Below are 21340 nucleotides of genomic sequence, written 5' to 3' on the forward strand. Positions count from 1 at the left end.
AGGGAGTGGGGAGTGGGGAGTGGGGAAAGATTTTTGCGATTTATATACTTCCACTGAACATATTAAATTCCCAGGTTCAATGTAGTAACTGAAGTAATTTTGATTTCTAAATTGATTATGAATTTTTCACTGAATCAACTACTTAGATGGTTAATTTTTACGCTGCTATTTCCTATAGTCTTTCTCAATGGTTGGCTAGCATTTTTGCTTGTTAAAAATTTTCAGCCTGTGGTAACAATTCTTGTGTTAGCTACTTTGCTGGCATTCGTTTTAAATTATCCTGTTTCGATTCTCCAACAGCGAGGAGTTAAACGCAGCTATGCAGTAACATTAGTTTTTATATTAGCATTAGTAATTGTGCTTGCTCTGGGTATAACTTTAGTACCCATTATTTTAGAGCAATTTAATGAAATGGTTAAAGTTCTTCCCAAATGGATTAATTCAAGTGAAGAAAAACTTCAGATTGTAAATGATTGGTTTTCTAGACATAAATTTAATATAAATGTCAGCCAGTTGTTAACACGATTGACTCAAGAATTACCCAATGAATTAGAGTTTGTTTCGGATAAGCTTTTAAGCATTATTATAGATACAATTGATAGTATTTCTGAGGCATTAATCACAGTAGTCCTGACTTTTTATCTATTGTTAGATGGCCCAAGAATTTGGGAGGGTATATTTAAAAAGTTACCTGTAAATTTTGCTTTGAAGGTAAGCCAGTCTATTCAGCAAAACTTCCAAAACTACTTGATTGGTCAAGGAACTTTGGCTTTACTGATGGGAGTTTCAGAAACATTATTGTTTTTAGTTTTTCAAGTCCAGTTTGCTTTACTCTTTGGTTTGGCAATTGGGCTTTTGAGTTTAATTCCCTTTGGCGATGTCATTAGTCTGATTGTAATAACTTTAATATTAGCCACACATGATTTTTGGTTAGCAGCGAAGGTTTTTGCGGGAGCTGTTGTCATTGATCAGTTAATTGATCAGGCGATCGCACCACGACTTTTAGGCAAATTTACTGGACTTAGACCAATATGGGTGTTAATTGCTTTACTTGTAGGAACCAATGTTGGTGGAGTCTTAGGTTTGCTAATTGCGGTACCCGTAGCTGGTTTTATCAAAGATGCAGCAGATGGTTTTTCTAAGTCTGATGATTCTAATAATTCTGATGGTACTTCACCATCAGAATTGTTGGTAGAGGAATCAATATCGCAATGAGTCAAGCTTTTCTGGCGAAGGTATTACAAAAACCTGAGCCTATTTTATTTACAGCATTTCCGGCTGCCGTCATCTCACAGTGCGGGTGTAAAAGCTATTGAAAATTCCACCAGTATTTGTATTTACAGAACATGGCAGCTTAATTTGGGAGGTCGAATAAAACTGTGGTCATGTAATTTTCTGCCCAAGCTGCGCCAAAGGCTTTTTCTAGTACGCGGCGGGTTTTGTCGTTTTGCTGCTGTTTGGTGCAGTAGTTGTGTTGTCCGGCGAGATTCTGTGTGACTTGTTCAACTGAAACAGGATGTGAAGCGATCGCTTGGATGCAATGAATGTCTAAAAATTCTCGCACCCGCGAGAGAAACATTGTTTCTTCTTCTGGGGAACTAGGACGCACAAAGATGCAAAAATCCGAGAAAATATTTCCCCATTCAGGCAATTCGCGGGGTTGGGCAAAGTTAACCACTGTTAGCTGTGTCAGTGCAGAAGTATAAGATTCTGGTAAGGTGCGCTCTAAGTTAATCGGAGAAAGGTCAGCGATCGCTGCACTAATTTGACCCCTACCCCCAACTAAATCGCAACCAAACATCGGCAGGTTATATTCTGGACGGGGAAACATGACGCAGTGTAAGATGTCCAACATATTTCCGATTTTTGCCAGTTCTAAGTGCATTTTTCGGAACTGAGGCGTTTGATAGCAACGGTTTTCAATCGTCAGTTTTTCACCCTCTAGTCTACCTTCCACATACCCCAAGTCATCAGGCAAATGGTAAGGCGATAGTTCTAAGTGCTGATGCCAAGCTGCCTCAATACAATCAGCTAGCTGACGAATTAGGGGATGTTGTTGCTCACGCAGCGAGGGTGTAGAAGTAAATGACATATTGTAGTTGGGAATGCGATCTAGTGGCCAGTCTACAACCTGAGGTGTCACACCTGTCTAGACTGCAATATAGGAACTTCCAAGGAATAAAATCACCAAATACAATAATTATTATCATTATTGTTTAGATATGGATTCCTGATTTTTTTGATTAATTTATTCTTTGGAAGTCTCTAATTCCATCACTACTTGTGCTTGGAACCGCCGTCGTGCTGCTCTTTTGAGTTGGCTTGCTGTTTCGTTAAACTTATGATTTTTACTGAGTAATTTATTCCTTGGAAGTCCCTAATTTAAAAATGCCTGAATCCATTGCACAGCCTGAATTAAAAGCCCTGTAAGGCTTAATTAAATCTGGCGGTTAAAAATGAGCGAACGTACAGTGAAAGAGGTAGCAGTTAGATGCCTCTTTCACTCTTTTTTTAATAGGAGAATAATTATTATTCTCGCACTAAGACTCTTTTAGATTTTATTCTCTGGGAGTCCCTTACTAGGCTGTTGACTTTGGCTATTTTTTGGGGAATTATGTATGAAAAACTATTTGTGCTGGTTTTTGCTTGTGTGAAAGCGCCCGCTACAGCCATCTTTATGCCAAAATAAAAAACACAATTTCTGCATGAAGTCTTGTGGGCTAAAGGGTACAGAGTCAACACCCTAGTCCCTTACTAACCTGAGAACCCTGCTACCAAAAAATAATCAAAGGATGAATTACCAACCGGACTTGTATTCCTCATGTTAAATGTTCCCGTCGATGGTTCGCACACAAAATCATTATCCCCGTTCGCCGGAATATTTATGAATGTGGTTCCATTCACGCTACCTGGTGCACAATTTCCCAGAGTGACCGTTTGTCCATTTGTTCTGATTATGCTTGCTTCTCCGTTTATTGAAGATGAAGACCTAAATGATATTGATACCCTACCAGCAACCGACGGAATTTGGCAATCGGTATTTCTCAACAGTCCTGTCCACTGGTTAGCTGTACATGCACCCGCTAGGGCTTCGGTCGGCATGGCTACTAGACATATCATACATACGAGCATACTCAGCAGGACTACTTTTATCTGTCTTGTTATTTTCAACATTCTTTGTCTCCGATTTTGGGATTTTCTTTTTTCTTTTGCTGTAATATCACACTCTCTTCTATTTTCTTCCCTATGTAATAACGAAGTGGAAGAATACAGTTAAGAACATCACACTTAGTAGAATACACTAATAACTAGTGAAAATCATAATCTATACAAAAAAACACATAATATGAATTACGCATTTACGGAGTGATAAATAATACTAGAATAAATGAATGATCAACAAGAAGAGCATAAAAAACTTAGTACAAGATTTCACAAGTTCGTAGCGTTATTGTGCCTCTTCAAGCTTTAATTTAAGGGACTTCCAATCACACTTTCATCCTTACCTCTGACAAAAAACTATTGCCAGAAATCAGTAACATCGTATTCCAATTCTCCTAGCATCTGCCGCAGCAACGGTAAACTGAGTCCAATTACATTGCTGTGACAACCTGCGATTTTTTCCACAAATAAACTACCAAAACCCTCAATGGCAAAAGCCCCAGCACATTTGAGGGGTTCACCAGTGGCAACATAGGCTTGAATAGCCTTGTCGCTCATTTGAGCAAAGTAAACTGTTGTGACTTGAGACTTGACTAAAGTGCGGTTTTGCTCTATGTCAATCAAAGCGTGACCTGTATACAAATCGCCAAAGTTACCTTGCATTATCTGCCAACGAGCGATCGCTTCAGAGATATCTGCTGGTTTACCGTAAATTTCACCATTCATGGACAAAACTGAATCACAACCCATAATCAAAGCTGATTCAAACTGCGGGGCTACAGTTTCCGCCTTGTACTGGGCAAGAGTTTTGACCAACTCTGCTGGTTCACTTAATTGAATTTGTGACTCATCAAAATCACTCGGTCTAACTATCGGTTCAATACCAACAGTTTGCAATAAGCGGCGTCGGGCTGGGGAAGCTGAGGCAAGTACAAAAGGTGGAATTTTCATGAGATTTCTGACAAACTTGATAACTGGATATTGGGCATTGGGCATTGGGCATTGGACATTAGTAATTTAGTTTCTTCTCTATCCCCATTCCCTACTCCCTACTCCCTACTCCCCATTCCCTATTCACTACTCCCAATTAATAAACAGAAAAAGAATTTACAACCTCATCAATCATTTGTTTAACTCTCTGCCAGCGTTTTTCAGGAATTGAGGCGTTGAGGGTAAAAAGTTTGCCACGGCTAACAGCAACACTGGCGATGTTGTGTCGTTGCTGTTGATTGGAGAGTTTAACCTCATACTCTAAAAGGTAGTATGTTTTACCGTTCACTTCTCGCTGTGCGGCATTGACTAATTCAGCCGAGCGGCCAGAGTCAGGAGGCGCAAGAGCCGCTTTTCCTAACTTATATCCTACTTCTGTTGGGGTTCCCAATTCTGCCAAAGTTTTGCCTTCGGGAACTGGGCTAATCACAACCGAAATGTTTTCAGACACCTCAATCAAATCGTGAAAAACTACATCTGGGCCGTTAGCAACTTTAACTTGCAGCCAGCCGTTAGGATATAAAAACTGATAACCATCATTAGTGTCTACAAAGCTTTTGAGTCCAGATGCAGCCGCTACACCAGAATTACTCAGGCTAAAGCTCAACACTAATAGCAAAATTAATCCAATTCGTTTCCACATTTATACAAATTCCTTTGGGCTGGAGACAACACCAGGCAAGTATCATTTCTAGTTTTTATTCTCCCACCAACCGATACGTTTTGGATGACGCATTAGATGATGCTCAAATGTCGGCAAATACTCCGTGGTGTATCGCCTTACTGGTGAAGTGGTGTGAAATCCGTAAGCGTAGCTCCTCGTAGGCATCGCCTACCTCAAATTTTACCAGTTGCAACCCTACCCGCCTCGGAATGAATTCCAAGGCTAATAGCTTAAGTCAGCTCAAGCTGACTGAAAGATTTTTAACCATTGTGGGAATACTAGATGTAGTAAATTCCATCAAAAACAGTACGTACATGGCTCTGTGGCGACTTTAATATCATCTTATTTGGGTGACAAAAGAGCAACAGCCACTAATTACCCCCGAACGCGAAACTCAACTTTAGGGTTAGAAAAGCTAAACGAAAAAATCAGAATTTCGCGTTTGATTATTTTTTAAGCTCCAAAGCGATCGCCTAAAAAATTCGCAATAAGCAAGAGTTAATGACATTAATTTTACCTCTATTGAGAATATACTTTGCTTATTAACATGATGCGGCCGCCCTGAAAATTCCCCAATATACTAATGAGTGATAAATGTTGGGAGATGACGTTGGAATTTCAAAGGACTGTTCTGTGTAAGTTTGCTCAGATGATGATATTTGATCTACTGTAGACTGAAAGAATTGTTTAATTTATCAATTTTTTATTATTCTATAGTTATGGAAGGCCTGAAATTATTTGAAATTTCTTGAGCTTCGTACCCAGGCCAACGTTCAATTGTTGGTTTATACCACCAATACTCTAAAATTTTTGAATCAACGAATCCTGCTAGTTCTTGGTCGGGCCAAATATGTAAACGTTCCAAACATCCTATGCTTTGGGCGGCTTTCTCAAAAGCACCCCATTGGTCAATAAAATATTTTGCCCATGCTTTTTTATTCATAATAGGCTCAATAAAGTCTAGACCAGCTGCTAACATTCTTTTTCCGTTTGTTCCTCTTGCATTAATTGGCTCCCAAAAAATAACTTCTGGTTCTATTTGTAATATTTTATCTAAATAAAATATAAAATCTTCCAATATCATTTGAGGAGGAGTAGGAGCAGATGCAATATACAGCCTACATCCTGCTTTATGACCTTCTAAAAGGGCTTTTAAACGAAGAGAAGGTGGAGGTGAAGCTGGTTCAATCTGGCGACTGAGTGTATCATTTAAATATGGTAAGCTCATACCTACAGTAACATTAGGATGAGCAAGAATATCTAGGTCATTTAGCCAAAGGAGTCCGCGAGTAAGAATTCTAACCCTTTTGTTATACTTCAGTAAAGTTTCAACAGCCACACGTGTTAGGTCTGCTGTTTTTTTATTTTGGTAAGGATCAGTGCCAGAACAAAGGAGAACTACACCTTTGCCAGCAGGAGTTTCATGCCAAACTCGCTTACGTTCTAATGTATTCTCTAATTTTTCAGGTAAATTTTCCCGTAGAAAAAGATATTTACCCCAATCCATTTGAGGGTCAATTACACCTTTCTCTTTAAGATGATTTTGTCTTGTCCTAATAACTGGAGTAGAAGGCACATAACAAAAAGTGCATCCATGAAGACAGCCCGAAGCTACGTTAACCACATAATCACATAACCCTTTTTTAAAAAGAGCACTTTGCTGAAGTGGACTAGCAATATTTTCGGAACCTTGGGTAATAGACATAAAAAAGTAATGTAGGTATTTTTATAGGAGATTAAATTGATGTCTAGTAAAAAGAAATATAACTGGAGCGCTGAAGGAAATTATATACCTGATATACCTGCTTATGCTAAAGGCAAACACTTGGTTTTACAAGAATATATAAAAAATTGGATAGAAGTTATTTGTGGACACTGTGTGTTTGGCCCTCAAAAATTAACATTAATAGATGGTTTTTGTGGTGGGGGAATATATAAAGATGGTGAGCAATTATGGGAAGGTTCAGCCATAAGAATGATTAGAATGGTTGAGGAAGGATTAAAAAATGTTCAAAACAGGAAAAGTTGGTATAATCCTGATATTAAATTTATATTTATTGATAATAACACAGACCACACAGCTTGTCTAGAATTACAATTAAAAAAGCTGGGTTTGAACATTATTTAAAGTCTGGAAAATGTCAAATTATTACTAATAACTTTCTAGATGAATTAGATAACTGTCTTAACGAAGTTAGAGCTAGACGAGGTTATTCTTTCTTTTTTTTAGATCCTTTCGGATTAGATATTCAACCAGCAATAGTTAGAGAAATAATTTCATTAGGTCGGTCAGAAGTTTTATTAACACATATGCTTTCTGGGTTAGTAAGAATTTTAAGTAGAAGGCAAGAGGATAGATATAAAAAGTTTTTTCATGAGTTTGAAGCAGATGAATATTATACAGATATAGCCGATCAAAAAGATTTTCGTAATCGGCAAGCTTACTTACGAAATCAAGGATTGTTGTTGTACAGAAAAGAGGGAAATGTCAAGTACGCTTGGACTTTTGCAATTATGAAAAACCTCAAGACTGTTGAATATTATTTAATTCATTTATCTAGTAGTTCAACAGCGCTAGAAGTTATGAAACGAACTCTGTTTAAATATAATAACTTAGAATATCAATATCATTATGGCGTTTACGGGTTAGGTTTTAGGGAGCTTGAATATTTTGAACAGAACTTAAGTATATACAATATTTCCCAGCAAAATATAAATGATTGTATTGATGATTTAGCCGAACAATTAATGCAACTTGTCTATGAGGAGGAAGATGGAATAACTTTTGCACAACTATATGAAAAAACCATGCAAACAAATCCAGCTACTATACCTCTTTATATGCAATCTTTAGTCCAGCAAAGACTTGAGAAAGATATTAAAATTATTAGACAGAAAAAGGTAACATTTTCAAGATATATGAAAAAGGATGATTTAATAATAAAATCTAGAGATAAGCCTTTGTGGATTCCGGGCTTGACAAACAATTATAATAAGGTAATAAAAACTAGTAAAGAACAAGAAATGCAAGAAAAAGATAACGTACATAGAGAAAGGGTTGTGAAACCACAAACAAATACCTTATGGATTCCTGGACTGATAACTGATTTTAATAATAATCACTAAACCCCTGGACATATACTGATAAATGGTCGCATGAGGCGATTAGGGAAAATAAAACGTTTACTGGCTAAGATGGTGAGATAAAAAAGAGTACCGTTCTACTTTGGGGAATGGAAAAAACTGAGCGATTAGCTGCACAAATCGGGTAGCCGGAATTGAGCTAGAGATTTGAAGAGCTAGCTACTAGATCACAAAAGTATTTACAATTCCCTTGTTGACTCAAAAAGTATTTCTCGACCTATGACGAATCAAGCTCCTATCCCGGTTATTGTCAACGGTGCTGCTGGTAAAATGGGACGTGAGGTGGTGAAGGCGGTGGCCCAAGCGCCTGACTTAAACCTAGTAGGTGCAATTGACCACAGTCCCGAACATCAAGATAAAGACGCTGGAGAGTTAGCGGGTTTAAGCGAACCCTTGGAAATACCAATTACCAATCAATTAGAACCGATGTTGGGGTATGTGGCTGGCGATAGAAAGTCTCCTCCAGGGGTGCTTGTAGACTTTACGCATCCTGATTCAGTTTATGACAATATTCGCAGTGCGATCGCCTACGGGATTCGTCCTGTAGTCGGCACTACTGGGTTAAGTTCAAAACAAATTCAAGACTTGGCAGACTTTGCCGACAAAGCTAGCACTGGTTGCCTAATTATTCCTAACTTTTCCATTGGCATGGTGCTGTTGCAACAAGCCGCAGTCGTAGCCTCCCAATATTTTGACCATGTGGAAATTATCGAACTGCATCACAACCAAAAAGCTGATGCTCCCAGTGGTACTGCCATCCAAACAGCACAGTTATTAGGAGAATTGGGTAAAACTTTTAACCCTGCTGTTGTAGAAGAAACGGAAAAATTACCAGGAGCGAGGGGCAGTGTAGCAGAGGAAGGGATTAGAATTCATAGTGTGCGCTTGCCAGGATTGATTGCCCATCAGGAAGTGATTTTTGGCGCACCGGGGCAGATTTATACTTTACGACATGATACGAGCGATCGCTCTTGCTATATGCAAGGAGTGCTACTAGCGATTCGCAAAGTCTTAGCGCTAAAGTCATTAATATATGGATTAGAAAAGATACTCTAAACCTTAAATTCACAATTGGGCACTCATGTTAGTACCACTGACTCGCCAGAAATTTGAACAAGTCGTCCCCCTAATTGCCACCGGTTTGCAGTACAAGTACTACTGGGGGAAGTTTTCAAATTTTTTGCAACGGCTGTTAATTTCTGTAGTGGCCGTAGTTGTTATTTTGTTTGCGACATCCGTCTTTAAGCTTGAGTTTGCTTCAATAGTATTTGTGCTGTGGGTAGTTAGCGCTTTTTTTTGGCTGTGGTATCCAGTATTTCAAGCAAGTATGCGGAATCTACAATGCCGCCGTTATAAGTACGGCGGCTTTTTTCGTGGTCGAGTCCTAGATTGGTGGATTACAGACCAGTTGGTAACTAAACAGGAAACAGTCAATAGTAAAGGCGAATTGGTGATTGTAGAAAACCGAGAAAAACAAATTAACTTAGAAGTGGGTGATGACACGGGATTCAGCATTGAGTTTGTAGCACCACTACGCTCTGCCCACAAAGTTATTACTCGCGGCCAAATTGCAGAAATGGTAGTGATGTCAAATCGCTCAGATTTGAGCAGTATTGAAGAATTCAGCGATATATATTTTCCCGGTCGTAACCTGTGGGTTAGCGATTATCCCTATCTGCGGCGGGATTTCTTTAACGAAGTTGGCCGCCGCTTGCGTGAAGACCAACAGAATAAGCAAGAAAGGCCGCCTCGGCGTCGTCGTAGAGAAGAGGATTAAAATTCCAAAACATTCTTTTGTTAATCCCTCGGCTCACAATCTTCAGTCTAAAGTCAGCAATCAAGAAATTTACAAATTGGAGCATCCCACTTTGATGAGTTTCCCTTTCAGACTATAAGTCACTGGCTCACAAACAAAATTCGTCGCCTTTATAGAATTCCGCGTAGGCTGACGTTGTTTGGATAGCTGCGATTTCCAATCGCCAGATATTTTTTCTAAAATGGGATGCTCCTTTATAAACTCTGGATTTGCAACAATATCGTTAAATCCTTTAAAACTTACCTTGGAGTTATTGATGTAAATATTATAATCATAAATTACCTTTGTACTTTTCCACTTACTGTTAACATTTTTCCCAGGAAAAGCATAGAGAATGTTATTTAAAACTTTCACGTCAGATGACGCATTGGCAAATATTTGCCCACCTGTAATTTCTGGACTCTGATTATTTAAAAACGCTGTATTATTTACAATATCAACATGCTCACTTAAATATGCATGAATGCCTGATCCACCATTATTAAACGTGAGATTATTTTTAACTAAAGTACGTCCTTTATATACACCCCACGGCGAGTTAATCTGCGTACCTCTTGAATCATCGATAATAATGCCATTACCATCTGTAACAGTCTTGGTCTTAATCCAGGGAATGTACTGCCGATTGTTGTAGACCTTGTTGTTTGTCACGAACATCTTATATCCTTGGGAGCTATCAAGCGCTCTATTATGCAACATTGAAATCCCACTGCCAGCATAGACACCATACCAGGCATTATCAAAAACCACGTTACGATCTACTGTCACATAGTCCGATTCCATTACTCCAATACCTGCTCCCCCACACCCATGTACTTTATTGTTCACAATACGTATGTGGTGAGTATGACCCTTTTTTCGTCCATCCACAACGATGCAATTTCCATTGGTTAGTGGGTTTAGTTTGTTAGTTTTTTCACTCATCGCATAATCAAGGGTTACATTGGCATTGTTCCCTATTACCTCAAGCCCATTTACCTCAATATATGACGCTCCATTGTGAATCAAAATTCCATGCCATCCATTGTGCTGAAGTCTCGGCAAATGTCCAGGATGTGCTTTAAACTTAATCCACGCATTTGCAGTTCCAGAGCGTGTAATCGATACTACCTGCCCATTCGGCTGTGCATTCTTGTACACACCATTCATAATCAGTACCGTGTCTCCAGGCTTCGTAATATCTGCCGCCTTTTGAATTGTTCTAAAGGCAGATGATGAAGAGAGTCCAGTATTTTTGTCGTTTCCAACACCACTAACATAGTATGTTTTTGGAGTCAGCTTAGTACTATTCGGCTTGCGGTTGGATACAATTATTTCCTGATTAGCTGATACCTGAGGGACGTTTTCAACTACAGATACTTTTATTTTTTCTCCCTCAAGTAAAAGACTTAATACCACGGGAATTGCAAGATATGCGCTTAAACTGAAACCTTGAATTATCACAAGAAAAGGCTCCTTTATCGGCACTACTCAATAAAAATATCAGTATATTCAGTAATTTTGAATCCTCTTTTGGATACAGAATACGATCAAGCTGATTTTCCATCTTGCCCATAGGCTTGCCAAGCCAAGTCTACCAATCCGTCAACGATCGCAGCTGCTACAACTGCATTACCTTTGCGACTGTCAATTGTAATGTGCGGAACTAAAGAGTCTTGTAAGCGCTCCTTAGCTTCATCAACATTTACGAATCCGACTGGAGTCGCAATTATTAAAGCGGGTCTAATTTCCTCAGCTTCAATTAAGTCTACCAGGGCTGTAAATGCTGTTTGCGCTTGACCCACCACAAAAATCCCCTCTGGATAACGCTTTGCTAGGGTTTCTATTCCCCATGCTGCGCGAGTTTTTTCTTTTTGTGGGCGTGTCAGAGTTTCCATGCTGCAATACACCGGATTAGCAAAGGTGTTTTGAATGTCGTAGGCAATACCTACTTGCACCATTGGGACATCTACCACTATTGTGGTACGCGCGGCTAATGCTGCCGCCCCAGCTTGCAAGGCACGCTCAGAGAAGCGAATCAAAGACTTATACTCAAAGTCAGCCGTGGCGTAGATTACCCGACGCACAATCTCATACTCTGCGGGTGAAAAGACATGATCGCCAATTTCACTATCAATGATTGCTAAACTTTGAGCATCAGTTACGTGCCATTCCATTTTTGTTGAGCTTCTCAAATATTTAGTTTTCAGCTTATCAGCTTAAGAGAGTGAGGAGTTAGGAGTTATGAATTTTAATTAACTCAACACTCATAACTCAGCACTCATGACTCATTACTAGAAGAAGGCCGACTGAAAACAGGAGATAAGTAGGCAACCAAAACCCCAATGAGAAATCCAGAGATATTGCGAACTAGAGGTAACCAGTCGCTTGTGCGTGTCACCACTGGCCCAATACCAAAGGCAATAAACAAGATTCCCCATAAAGGTGAGAAAATTAAAGCCCATTGCCAAGCAAAAACTTGTCCTTTCTCGCGGGGTTGAGCTGCAAATCCACAAATCACGCCACCAACAATTGAGGAAATCAAGGTGAGAATCCACTGCTCTCGTGGCAGTCCGGGAACAACATTGCAACCACCTTTCAGCAAACAGCCTTTTACCGATTCTAGGGCTTGCAGAATGGCTTGGTCTTCGCCTTCTTCCCGGACAAAGTACAAATTACCAAAGCGAGTTTGCAGTTCTATCCAGAAAGTTCGGGGTAAAAGTTCATAGACAGCATCGCCAACACTAAAGCTCAGGATGTTACCGCCGCGAGAATCGGCAACTAGTAAAATACTTTTATCATCCAAACCCCAATATTTTATGACTGCCCGACCTGGGGTGCGGTCATACTGAGTCAATACTCGCAGTTTCCAGCCCGTATCGGTTTCAAACTGCTCTAAATCTGTGACAAGCTTTTCTTCTTGCAAATCAGGAAGAGATTTTGCTAAGTCTACAACTGGGGTAAAGATGTTAGGCAGTAAGTCAGGATTGTCATAAGCCAGTGCTGGGGCAGGATGCATGACCCAAATTGACCCAGCTAGGAAAAATACTGCAATAGATACCAGAATTCGTCGCCAAAAACAAGATTGCATGGACGTTTTTATACAAATATCAACGGTGGAATTGAACAAGTTGTTTTAAAAGAGTACTGGAAAAGTGATACTTCTTTACACTTCTTTACTTTACTCTAATCTAAGGGATCAACGCAAAAGCTTTTTGGGGATTGGGGGAATGGAGAGAAATAACCAATGCCTCATGCCCTTTTTTTAGTCAATCTTCGTCATCAAAATTGGTTTCCCAGCTAGCAGCGTCGTTGTAATCGTCATTAGGATGGTACGCTTCTGCTTTGAGCCGGCGATTTTCTTGCCCAAGCCCTTCTCGTTCTCGCAACGTTAGTGGGGGATTTTCATTGCTTGGGAAGCGATCGCCTATTCGTGCCACGGGTTTTTGCCGCGTGAAGTTTTTCCAAGCTGCTTTCACCCCAACAAAGATAGTACGTGTACCTACTTGCAGATTTTGAGCCTGAATTCTTGCACTATCAAGGCTTTGGTCAACTTGTGAAACAATTTGACTGGCACTTTTGACACCTTCACCGACATCATCAGTTAAGTCGGTAATTTCTAAGCCAGTCATGCGGATAGCATTTAAGGTGGGCGGTAACTCCCGTGAGAGTGTATCAAATAGTTTTTCGGCACTGCGAGCAGCACGTGCTAACTCCTGCAAAGCTGGTATTGCTGCTACCAAAACCGCAGTCAAACTTGTGGCTACTAAGAGTAAGGAAAGTCCCAACCAAAACAGGGGGTCAATCACGGTTATATTATTTATGAGCGTTCTAATTGCTGGGAAACAGAATCTGGTTTTTCTTGAGATGTTTGCCGGTTCAAGAGTTGGCTTTCCTGCTGACTAGCATCTAGACCGGCTGCGATCGCTTCCCGTAATCTATCTAAAGTCTCATCCCAGTTTCGCAGTGCGCTAGCAGAAAGACGATCTGCTTGGATTTGCACACTCGTTGATAAATCCTCTGCCAATTCTGGGATAGCAGTGGCAGATTTTTTCAAAATTTTACGTGTTTCGGTCCCTGTGCGGGGAGCAACTAGCAAACCGGTCAAAGCACCGATAGTAGCCCCTAGCATGAAACCGCCAATAAATACTCCAGAACGGTTATTAGACATCTTATTGTTTTTCTCCTTACACCCATTTTAGGTGGGTTTTCTACCCTTGCAAGACCCAACGGATTTTATTCAGTAAATCTATCCTGACAAAATATCAGCCAGAAATGTTGCTTTTATTCATTAATATCAAAACTGTGAATTATTATTAATAATTTATAACTCCCCACATTAGCCCTAATTATAAGTGTTCATCGGGAACTGACATAACTCATTTTGCGACTGTTCTTTTCCCGGATGTTAACTCTAGCCTGCGAAAATAACGCTGCCAGATTTGCCGTCCGAGTAAAAGCAGGCTGAGAATTTGCCGCACTTGTTGGATTTGCGTCTGTAGCGTCTGGTTTTTCTGGCGTAAATTATAAATATTCTGCTGGCTTAGATAAATATTTTCGGGTGCTTGATCCAGTACGGCATGGGTACAAGTTTCATAAGCGGTTAACTTATCTGCTATGTGTGCTAGCTGCTGTTTTAGTTGCCACATCCGCCAAGCTGCATAGAGTAGTATCAGCGAAATGAGGGTGTTAATGACGATAACTAAAATTACCATTGTTTATCTTCACCAATATCATCTGTGAGGAATTGTTCTATGTACTTGACTTAGCTCTCAATTTAATGATGAAAAAAGTAGACGATAAAAATTATGGCACAAAGTACAGCCTGGATTATGGTAATAAAGAGTAGCTAGATGATGTTCTGAGCGCTATTAAAAGGCTTTACTAGGTGAAAATTAGTTTAACAAACGCTGATGGCTAAAAAATCACCAATTTGCCAATTTTGTAACAAGCGTATGGTCACACTTCGCAAAACCGCAGCTACAATTGCCTTAGATTCACGACTCGGTTTGCGAAATCAACCGTATGCTCAATACGCCCCATCATTATTACGTTCTATTCCTTAACCTGATAATCTTAGTCAGTTTGCGACCTTTGTGGCACATAAGCACAATGGCATAGTCCCTTCAACAGAAGGCCAGAAAACTGCACTACACTTCTTACGAGACTCTTCAGCATCGCTTTTATCATTGTGCTCTTACCTCTACCAGTTTTCTGGACTGTCGCCTAAAATTAACATTTTGCCTGGAAAAACCTCGTTTGTGGTTCACTAACCAAAAGTTGCTGGGTCTTTTTCCCCTTAATTATCCAAGCTAAATTCTGACTTATTCTTAAAGAATAATGATTATCTTTTTTATACATCCAGTAGGAGTTTAGGATGTCAAAAAAATTACCATCAAATAATTCCTTACGAGTTATTTTTGTTGCATTGACGATTGGATTTGTTGGGTGTGGAAATCAAGCTGCAAGAACTACATTTACTCAAACCACTACCCAGGTAAATGAAAATCTTCCCCAAGTTGTAGCGACTACAAGCGTACTATGTGATTTAACCAGACAAGTTGCCGGGAATACAGTTAACCTCACCTGTTTAATTTCTCCTACTGCCAACCCCCAATTTTATAAACCAAAACCGGAAGATCGTAAAGCCATTGAGCAAGCTAATCTTATTCTCTATACGGGTTATAATTTTGAACCAAATCTGATCAAATTAATTAAAGCGACTAAAAACCCTGCACGAAAAATAGCTATCGGTGAACTTGCGGTGTCTAACCCACAAAAATTTCAGGAACGCGGCAAGAAAGTAACTGATCCTCATCTTTGGCACAATACTAATAATACTATCAAGATGGTAGAAGTAATTAATAGTAACTTGAGAAAATTAGAATCTAGTGAGGCAGAGGGTTATACCAGTAACACCAGAAAAATCACAAATGAACTCACTCAATTAGATAGGTGGATTAAGTCAAGAATTATCAGTATTCCTGCCAAACAACGCAAATTAGTTACAACTTCTGATGCACTGGGTTATTACGCTAAAGCATACGGTATTTCATTGGCAGGGGGTTTGGAAGGTATTGGTACTAATGAAAAACTGACAGTTGTCCGCGTGAACAATTTGGCTAAAAACATTAAACGGGCTAAAGTACCAACAATTTTTGCTGGGGCGGCAATTAGCCCTAATTTGATTGAATCTGTAGCCACAGAAGCTGAAGTGAAAGTTTCCGATAGGAAGTTGTATGCTGAGGGACTTGGTGAACCAGGAAGCGACGGGGACACTTATCAGAAAATGATGATTGCTAATACACGCACAATTGTGGAAGGGCTAGGAGGGACGTATTTGATGTTTGAAGCGCGAGCTGCAAAGTAGATAATTGGTGTATTGAAGACGCGATAAATCGTGTATCTACATGAGGGCTTTGGACTTATCTGAATTGTATGCTCACACCTCCTTTTGCTGAAACTGGCTTAATAACCAAGTTCCAACTTGAGATTGATTCATTTCACGACTACGGCGTAAGGCTTCTTCTATAATAGACATCGCCAGTCCGGGAAATACCTGAGATTCTTGGATACGTTTGCTGCCTTGATCTACGATCGCATAAGCAATAATTTGGGCATTTTGGACATCCACTACCCAATATTCAGCAATACCCAACTCTTCATAGAGCGATCGCTTTGTACCCAAGTCATCCAGCAAAGATGTTTTCGCAATCTCAATCACCAAATCTGGTGCAGGATACCGATCAAGGTTGATAATTCCAGTACCTGCTGGGATAGTTTGGGCGCGTTCTCTGAGGTAATACGCCACATCGGGTTGACAGTCCTGGACTCCAGTTTTACGAAAGGTGGTTGTGTCTAAACCTGTGGCTGGAATTCCTTTCAGTGCTGCAAATAGAGTCACTGCGAAAATAATTACAACATGGTCTTTACCATGATCAAAACTAACTGGTGCCATCTCCAGCCTCATGTGTCCCTTGTAGTAGTAACTCTTTGCCTTCTCGTTGAGCAAGTTAGCGATCGCTTGCTCATACTCTTGCCAAGAAGCATAAATCCATGTATCTGTCGGTAACTGGGTCTGAGTTTCACTCATTATCTAACCCTTGTGCCAGTAATCTATATCTCTTGTCACTCAAATTCTAAACTTATAGCTCAACTCTTTAACCTCTGAAGCCAAATGTTCCAGTTCTGATTTAATTTCCCCCCCTTCTTAAGGGGGGTTAGGGGGGATCAAACCCTGTATCTGCTCACACACACTATCAAACTGATTTAAAACTTGGCTATTTGTAAACCTGATAACCTTTAAACCATAGCCCTCCAGAATATGAGTTCTCTCTATGTCATAATCTTGAGCTTGATCTGTAAAATGACTATCCCCATCAATTTCTATCACTAGTTTTAAAATGGGACAGTAGAAATCAACGATGAAATGATTAATTGTCCGTTGTCTCAAAAGGCGAAATTCAAAGGTTCTCAGATATCTATACCAAAGCTTCTTTTCTGCTAGGGTCATGTTTTTGCGAAGTTCTTTTGCTCTTTCCCCAAGCTTTGGATTGTAGGGTAAATGGAAATCGCTATTATTGAGGTTTTTGGTCATAGTTTATAGTTTTGATCCCCCCTGCCCCCCTTAAAAAGGGGGGTAATATAATAGGTTGATACTTTTTCACCTAAGAGTTTAGTTTCTGGTTCCCAGTGCTTCCTCTAACGCTTTGCGAACATTAGCTAGAGTAGGCAAATCCGTTTTTTCTATTCGTGCTTTTGCAGTTCTTGGAGGTAGGTTTCTAAGGGATTCATCAGTGTATTTCTTTGCTTGCCATACTGGAAGCTCTATAATTAGAGGCTAATTCTCAGGATGCCCCTTTCACAGTAGTTATACACAATCTCTTGTAAAGAAACCTTGAAATATCAAGAGTCTACTAAATTCTTTAGCTTCGACTCCTGAAATATTACGAATTTAGCTCAAATTTCAGACTGCTGAACCTTAAACTTCAAGATTAAAATTCACAATGTCAAGCTTTGAACTCGGAACTTCGACCTTTTTGCTTGAACGTTGAGCCTCTGAACTCGGAACTTCGACCTTTTTGCTCGAACGTTGAGCCTCTGAACTCGGAACTTCGACCTTTTTGCTCGAACGTTTAAGCTTTGAACTCGGAGCTTCGACCTTTTTGCTCGAACGTTCAGGCTTTGAACTCGGAGCTTCGACCTTTTTGCTCGAACGTTCAGGCTTTGAGCTTTAAACTTGCACTTCAACGATGCAATTGATCAGCTATTCTCTACGGCGCTATCTATTGAGACTTGATTTTGCGATTTCTACGGGCAAACCGTTGCCCCATTTCTTCAACCATTGAATTTAAACCTGTCCCCTGACCACTGGCTTTAGCATAGTTATATACTTGCAACGCGGCTGCATAAGCTTCGCTGCCCACAGTTAAGGCGGTATCATCTAGCAAATCTTGCAACTGCATCAACGATAACAATAATGGATACAACGCTTCAAATAACTGTACATCTTTCCGCATCTCCTCTAGGTCAAACGATCGCGGCAAAAACTCTGGGTTCTGTGTCGCCACCTCTAATGCAATGCTTACAAAGGCCCGACTCTTATCTCCCATCTTGGGTAAAGCTTTTCAGTCGTCTGCACTCAAATCAACTAAAAATGGTAAGTTTTCTTTAATTGTGGCAATCGCTTGCAACACAGCAGCTTTCTGTGGTTGTGCCAGTATTGCACTAATTGGGGTCGTAGACATAAGAATGACTCTCTAGTATGTTTCTTAAATCTAGAGTTTCCATATATACAACTCAAATTTACATTTACAGAGCAAAGCTGGTCATCGTAACAAGGACTGATTAGGTGTTAACTGGCTCTCAAAACGGCTGTAAACAACTTGGGTTGGATACCAAGAAGAAAACCAGTATAAATCTTGAATAACTTTGCAAGAATTACTCGCATCTGTCAATTCAAAGTGAACCAGAGCTAAATTATTCAATCCAACTACTTCTCGCCCTTCCTGAAACCAGCGATATTTCCACAATATCAAAGGTTGTAACCATTTCCATTTGGCATTTTCGGCTCGTTTCCAAGGAGCTATCAACGATAATATATCTGCTGTGCAGTCAGAAGTCTGAGCGCTTTGTCGAGGTATCCACTCCAGCACACAATGCCAATCAGAGTTAGTCAGCAGTTGCGGGTTACGGTGTAATTGTCTGGCAGAAATTTCTACCATTTTGGCTGGATTAATCCACCCCGTCCAATGTCGCGTCTTTTCTGGTAGCAGCCAATCTTTCAATCGTGTATGAATTAGCTGCGTTAGCGTTTCTTCATTCTTCAATGCACTAGCGGTTAACTGCACCAATACAGACTGCAATTTGGAATGAGTGCGTGCATAAGACAGGCGAGCAACAGAACTGTAATGAATATCTCCAGATAGAATAATGATTTGTTGACGTTCCTCAAACAAGGTAGTTAAGAATTTCGCCAGTGCTTCAGTATTAATATTCCAAGCATCGCCAACATCCGTTGAAAAAACTTTTTCCTGTTGCAAATGCCAGTGGTGAATCCAATCAATCACTTGTGATCCAAATACATTTGTCGGCGCAATCACAAATGTGGTTTGAATCTGAGTTTGTTCAGCTATTTGTTGTAAAGGCGAAACTAATTGTTGCTCAAAGGCTTTTGGGCATAGCAGCATCGCTGGCGCAATTGGTTTTTGATCGGCTGGATAACCGCGCCAAGTGCGTGTATCAAGCACAATTACTTCATGGCGATCGCTCCGAACTGTATAATGCCAAGTAAGTGCTTCAGGATGTCGATCTAGAATGAATACTGAACCATCTTGGACAAAAGTAGGTAAGTCTGTGTGTGGATCGTTGGCTGGCATACCTACATAACGAGCGATCGCTTGATCAGCCTTGGCATCCGTTCCTTGAGAAGCTGACCAAGCTTGTGCAGCCGCTAGCAGTTTTTCCCCAGGTTGACCGGCTGTAAATTGCCCTGGTGTATTGCCCCACCCTTGAAACACCGTGTAAGCTAACAGAGCATTTTGGACTATTCTTCGCCCTAAGGGACGCCCTAAAACTCGCAAACACCAAGCTTGGTTTAGGTTCCAGTCATCACTAACATCATGGTCATCAAAGATGGTGTACATGGGAATATTGGCAAGGGCGCGGCGCACTTTCCAAAGGGTATAGGTGAATTGCCGCAAATGCTGCACTGTTTGGTTCCAATTCTTGATAGCATGGCGATCGCGTGTTACTTCGTGTCCTTTAGGAAATGCGACAGGCCAACACACTGGCGACCAAGCTAGTAAATAAGTAGCGTAATACTCGCCGAGACTGAGAAGATGACTATTGATTTTCTCAGGTTTATTATGTAACCCTGCGGTCAGCCCAGCTTGATTAGTCGCAACATCAGCCCGTTTTCCAGGGGGTAGCTGCTGGGGAGTGCAGTACGCTCCATTCACAGGAAGTTGTTCTTCCCAACCCAAGAGGGCATCACCAAGAGTACTGGCAACCCACAACGACGGATCTGCTACATCATCGCCGTAAATTTGATCTCCTGTGAGAAACAGCTGGTGAGGGCGGTGTTGGGGTTGATTCGCTGATTTCTCAATTAAGCAGTCAAGAATCGGCAGTGCATCAAACCCATGACCATGAGGTTTACGGCAGGAAGCATGGACAATTTGCAAATCTTGAAGGCGATTTGGCGGTAGAACAAAAGTTGGTTTTTGATGATCAAAGTAGCTGATGCTGACTGTGGGAGAGGAGTTTGAGCATAATGCTTGTTGCATTTGCAGGGTTTGGTCAGCAACAGTAAACTGAAGGTCGTATGCATAGATGCGTAGGCGTAGCCCGCCGCAGGCATCGCTAGTTAGGCGATGCCCAACTGTAGACCGAGCCGTTATCGCAACTATATGAAGATACTTACCCAGAGCAACGGTAGAGCGTTCCCCCTCCAATAAACAATTTCCTAGTGCTTGACCATCATCTGTTGTGTTATAAACCTTGAGTTCTACCTGACAAGATTGTTTTAGTGCTACCCATACCGTCACTGACTCTGGTTCAGTATGTTTGAGGATTGGCCCCGCTAAAATCAGTGGCAGTTCTTGTAAAAACTCGTCCCCAACTTGATACTTCATTGCAAACAGTTGACAAAGTGGTGGTGTTTTAGATTATGTTGCTTTATTTCTAAAATAGCAGCTAAGAAGTTTGCTCCGTGTAATCTAACTATTAGCTGTGATTATCTGTCCAGTATAGAAAATCCGTTGCGATCGCTCAACTTGAGTACAACCGTAAGTAGCCGTCGCAATTTGGAAATCCTTTTTAAACTCCGTAGGTACTTTAAAATTCAAGTTGGTTATTTCCCCTGGTTTGGGCTTCTCCAAGTTATTTTTTGTTTCGTTAATACTAGGGGGTTCACCTTTTCTTGGTTTGCGAGACTCCCATCTCCCACATCTGTAAGCTCCGTTACGTTTTCGCGTAACGGATAAATGTAGAATTCATTCAACGAGAGTTTAATGGAGTCCCAAAACAGCAACAGGGAGAGTAATAGGTCTTTGAAGCGAATATCACAAAATGGTTTGTTGTGT

General features: G+C 40.5%; 21 protein-coding genes and 1 pseudogene. 6 read left to right on the top strand and 16 right to left on the bottom strand.

The features are described from left to right. Positions 1-117 precede the first annotated feature (117 nt). Positions 118-1215, top strand: coding sequence for an AI-2E family transporter (locus F8S12_RS31990; RefSeq protein ID WP_196520325.1), 1098 nt, complete (start codon positions 118-120; stop codon positions 1213-1215). Between the two features lie 139 nt (positions 1216-1354). On the opposite strand, the gene F8S12_RS31995 is transcribed toward F8S12_RS31990, so the two are convergent. The 5 genes from F8S12_RS31995 to F8S12_RS32015 all read right to left on the bottom strand — a co-directional run bounded on the left by F8S12_RS31995 (position 1355) and on the right by F8S12_RS32015 (position 6521). After that, on the bottom strand, positions 1355-2092 hold the full coding sequence (locus F8S12_RS31995; protein WP_196520357.1) for a phycocyanobilin:ferredoxin oxidoreductase: 738 nt from the start codon (positions 2090-2092) through the stop codon (positions 1355-1357). Positions 2093-3519: 1427 nt separating this feature from the next. Continuing rightward, positions 3520-4113, bottom strand: coding sequence for a Maf family protein (locus F8S12_RS32000; RefSeq protein ID WP_196520358.1), 594 nt, complete (start codon positions 4111-4113; stop codon positions 3520-3522). Between the two features lie 136 nt (positions 4114-4249). Beyond that, a complete protein-coding gene (psbP, locus tag F8S12_RS32005) occupies positions 4250-4795 on the bottom strand; it encodes a photosystem II reaction center PsbP (protein ID WP_196520326.1) in 546 nt (181 codons plus the stop codon). Between the two features lie 48 nt (positions 4796-4843). Beyond that, positions 4844-4981 carry a hypothetical protein gene (locus F8S12_RS32010; RefSeq protein WP_196520327.1) on the bottom strand — a complete coding sequence of 46 codons (138 nt, stop codon included), beginning with the start codon at positions 4979-4981 and terminating at the stop codon, positions 4844-4846. 541 nt (positions 4982-5522) lie between these two features. Continuing rightward, positions 5523-6521, bottom strand: coding sequence for an SPL family radical SAM protein (locus F8S12_RS32015; RefSeq protein WP_196520328.1), 999 nt, complete (start codon positions 6519-6521; stop codon positions 5523-5525). Between the two features lie 39 nt (positions 6522-6560). Between F8S12_RS32015 and tcmP (F8S12_RS41830) the strand changes: the two genes are divergently transcribed. The 4 genes from tcmP (F8S12_RS41830) to F8S12_RS32035 all read left to right on the top strand — a co-directional run bounded on the left by tcmP (F8S12_RS41830) (position 6561) and on the right by F8S12_RS32035 (position 9737). Continuing rightward, entirely contained in the window at positions 6561-6944 is a 384-nt protein-coding gene (gene tcmP, locus F8S12_RS41830) for a three-Cys-motif partner protein TcmP (RefSeq protein ID WP_196520329.1), read from the top strand. Beyond that, the gene (gene tcmP / locus F8S12_RS32025; protein WP_196520330.1) at positions 6899-7942 is read left to right on the top strand and encodes a three-Cys-motif partner protein TcmP; all 1044 of its coding nucleotides are present in this window, start codon (positions 6899-6901) and stop codon (positions 7940-7942) included. The genes tcmP (F8S12_RS41830) and tcmP (F8S12_RS32025) overlap by 46 nt, the downstream gene beginning before the upstream one ends. A 237-nt stretch (positions 7943-8179) precedes the next feature. Then, on the top strand, positions 8180-9016 hold the full coding sequence (dapB, locus tag F8S12_RS32030; protein WP_196520331.1) for a 4-hydroxy-tetrahydrodipicolinate reductase: 837 nt from the start codon (positions 8180-8182) through the stop codon (positions 9014-9016). A 25-nt stretch (positions 9017-9041) separates the two neighbouring features. Then, positions 9042-9737, top strand: a complete 696-nt coding sequence (locus F8S12_RS32035; protein WP_196520332.1) for a phosphate ABC transporter permease — start codon at positions 9042-9044, stop codon at positions 9735-9737. A 69-nt stretch (positions 9738-9806) separates the two neighbouring features. Here the strand turns inward: F8S12_RS32035 and F8S12_RS32040 are convergent, their stop codons facing one another. The 6 genes from F8S12_RS32040 to F8S12_RS32065 all read right to left on the bottom strand — a co-directional run bounded on the left by F8S12_RS32040 (position 9807) and on the right by F8S12_RS32065 (position 14470). Next, positions 9807-11219 (bottom strand): right-handed parallel beta-helix repeat-containing protein, encoded by a 1413-nt coding sequence (locus F8S12_RS32040; protein WP_196520333.1) that lies wholly within the window; start codon positions 11217-11219, stop codon positions 9807-9809. 86 nt (positions 11220-11305) lie between these two features. Next, positions 11306-11932, bottom strand: a complete 627-nt coding sequence (locus F8S12_RS32045) for a precorrin-8X methylmutase (RefSeq protein ID WP_196520334.1) — start codon at positions 11930-11932, stop codon at positions 11306-11308. Positions 11933-12036: 104 nt separating this feature from the next. After that, positions 12037-12846: a TPM domain-containing protein gene (locus F8S12_RS32050; protein ID WP_196520335.1), complete on the bottom strand. Its 810-nt coding sequence runs from the start codon at positions 12844-12846 to the stop codon at positions 12037-12039. A 178-nt stretch (positions 12847-13024) separates the two neighbouring features. After that, positions 13025-13564 (bottom strand): DUF948 domain-containing protein, encoded by a 540-nt coding sequence (locus tag F8S12_RS32055; protein WP_196520336.1) that lies wholly within the window; start codon positions 13562-13564, stop codon positions 13025-13027. 11 nt (positions 13565-13575) lie between these two features. Then, a complete protein-coding gene (locus F8S12_RS32060; protein ID WP_196520337.1) occupies positions 13576-13926 on the bottom strand; it encodes a YtxH domain-containing protein in 351 nt (116 codons plus the stop codon). 208 nt (positions 13927-14134) lie between these two features. Then, complete coding sequence (locus F8S12_RS32065) at positions 14135-14470, bottom strand: hypothetical protein (RefSeq protein ID WP_196520338.1); 336 nt, start codon at positions 14468-14470, stop codon at positions 14135-14137. Positions 14471-15132: 662 nt separating this feature from the next. Here F8S12_RS32065 and F8S12_RS32070 point away from each other — a divergent pair. Next, a complete protein-coding gene (locus F8S12_RS32070; protein ID WP_196520339.1) occupies positions 15133-16125 on the top strand; it encodes a metal ABC transporter solute-binding protein, Zn/Mn family in 993 nt (330 codons plus the stop codon). A gap of 72 nt (positions 16126-16197) precedes the next feature. On the opposite strand, the gene F8S12_RS32075 is transcribed toward F8S12_RS32070, so the two are convergent. The 5 genes and pseudogenes from F8S12_RS32075 to F8S12_RS41835 form a co-directional block, all read right to left on the bottom strand. Beyond that, the gene (locus F8S12_RS32075) at positions 16198-16848 is read right to left on the bottom strand and encodes a Uma2 family endonuclease (RefSeq protein WP_196520340.1); all 651 of its coding nucleotides are present in this window, start codon (positions 16846-16848) and stop codon (positions 16198-16200) included. A 117-nt stretch (positions 16849-16965) separates the two neighbouring features. Further along, the gene (locus tag F8S12_RS32080; RefSeq protein WP_196520341.1) at positions 16966-17352 is read right to left on the bottom strand and encodes an endonuclease domain-containing protein; all 387 of its coding nucleotides are present in this window, start codon (positions 17350-17352) and stop codon (positions 16966-16968) included. 688 nt (positions 17353-18040) lie between these two features. Further along, a pseudogene (locus F8S12_RS32085) lies at positions 18041-18502 on the bottom strand (hypothetical protein). Positions 18503-18583: 81 nt separating this feature from the next. Further along, positions 18584-20890: a PhoD-like phosphatase gene (locus tag F8S12_RS32090; RefSeq protein ID WP_196520342.1), complete on the bottom strand. Its 2307-nt coding sequence runs from the start codon at positions 20888-20890 to the stop codon at positions 18584-18586. An 84-nt stretch (positions 20891-20974) separates the two neighbouring features. Then, entirely contained in the window at positions 20975-21103 is a 129-nt protein-coding gene (locus F8S12_RS41835) for a hypothetical protein (RefSeq protein ID WP_269144865.1), read from the bottom strand. Positions 21104-21340: the final 237 nt, after the last annotated feature.

It is taken from the genome of Nostoc sp. WHI (assembly GCF_015714725.1).
GTDB lineage: Bacteria > Cyanobacteriota > Cyanobacteriia > Cyanobacteriales > Nostocaceae > Nostoc.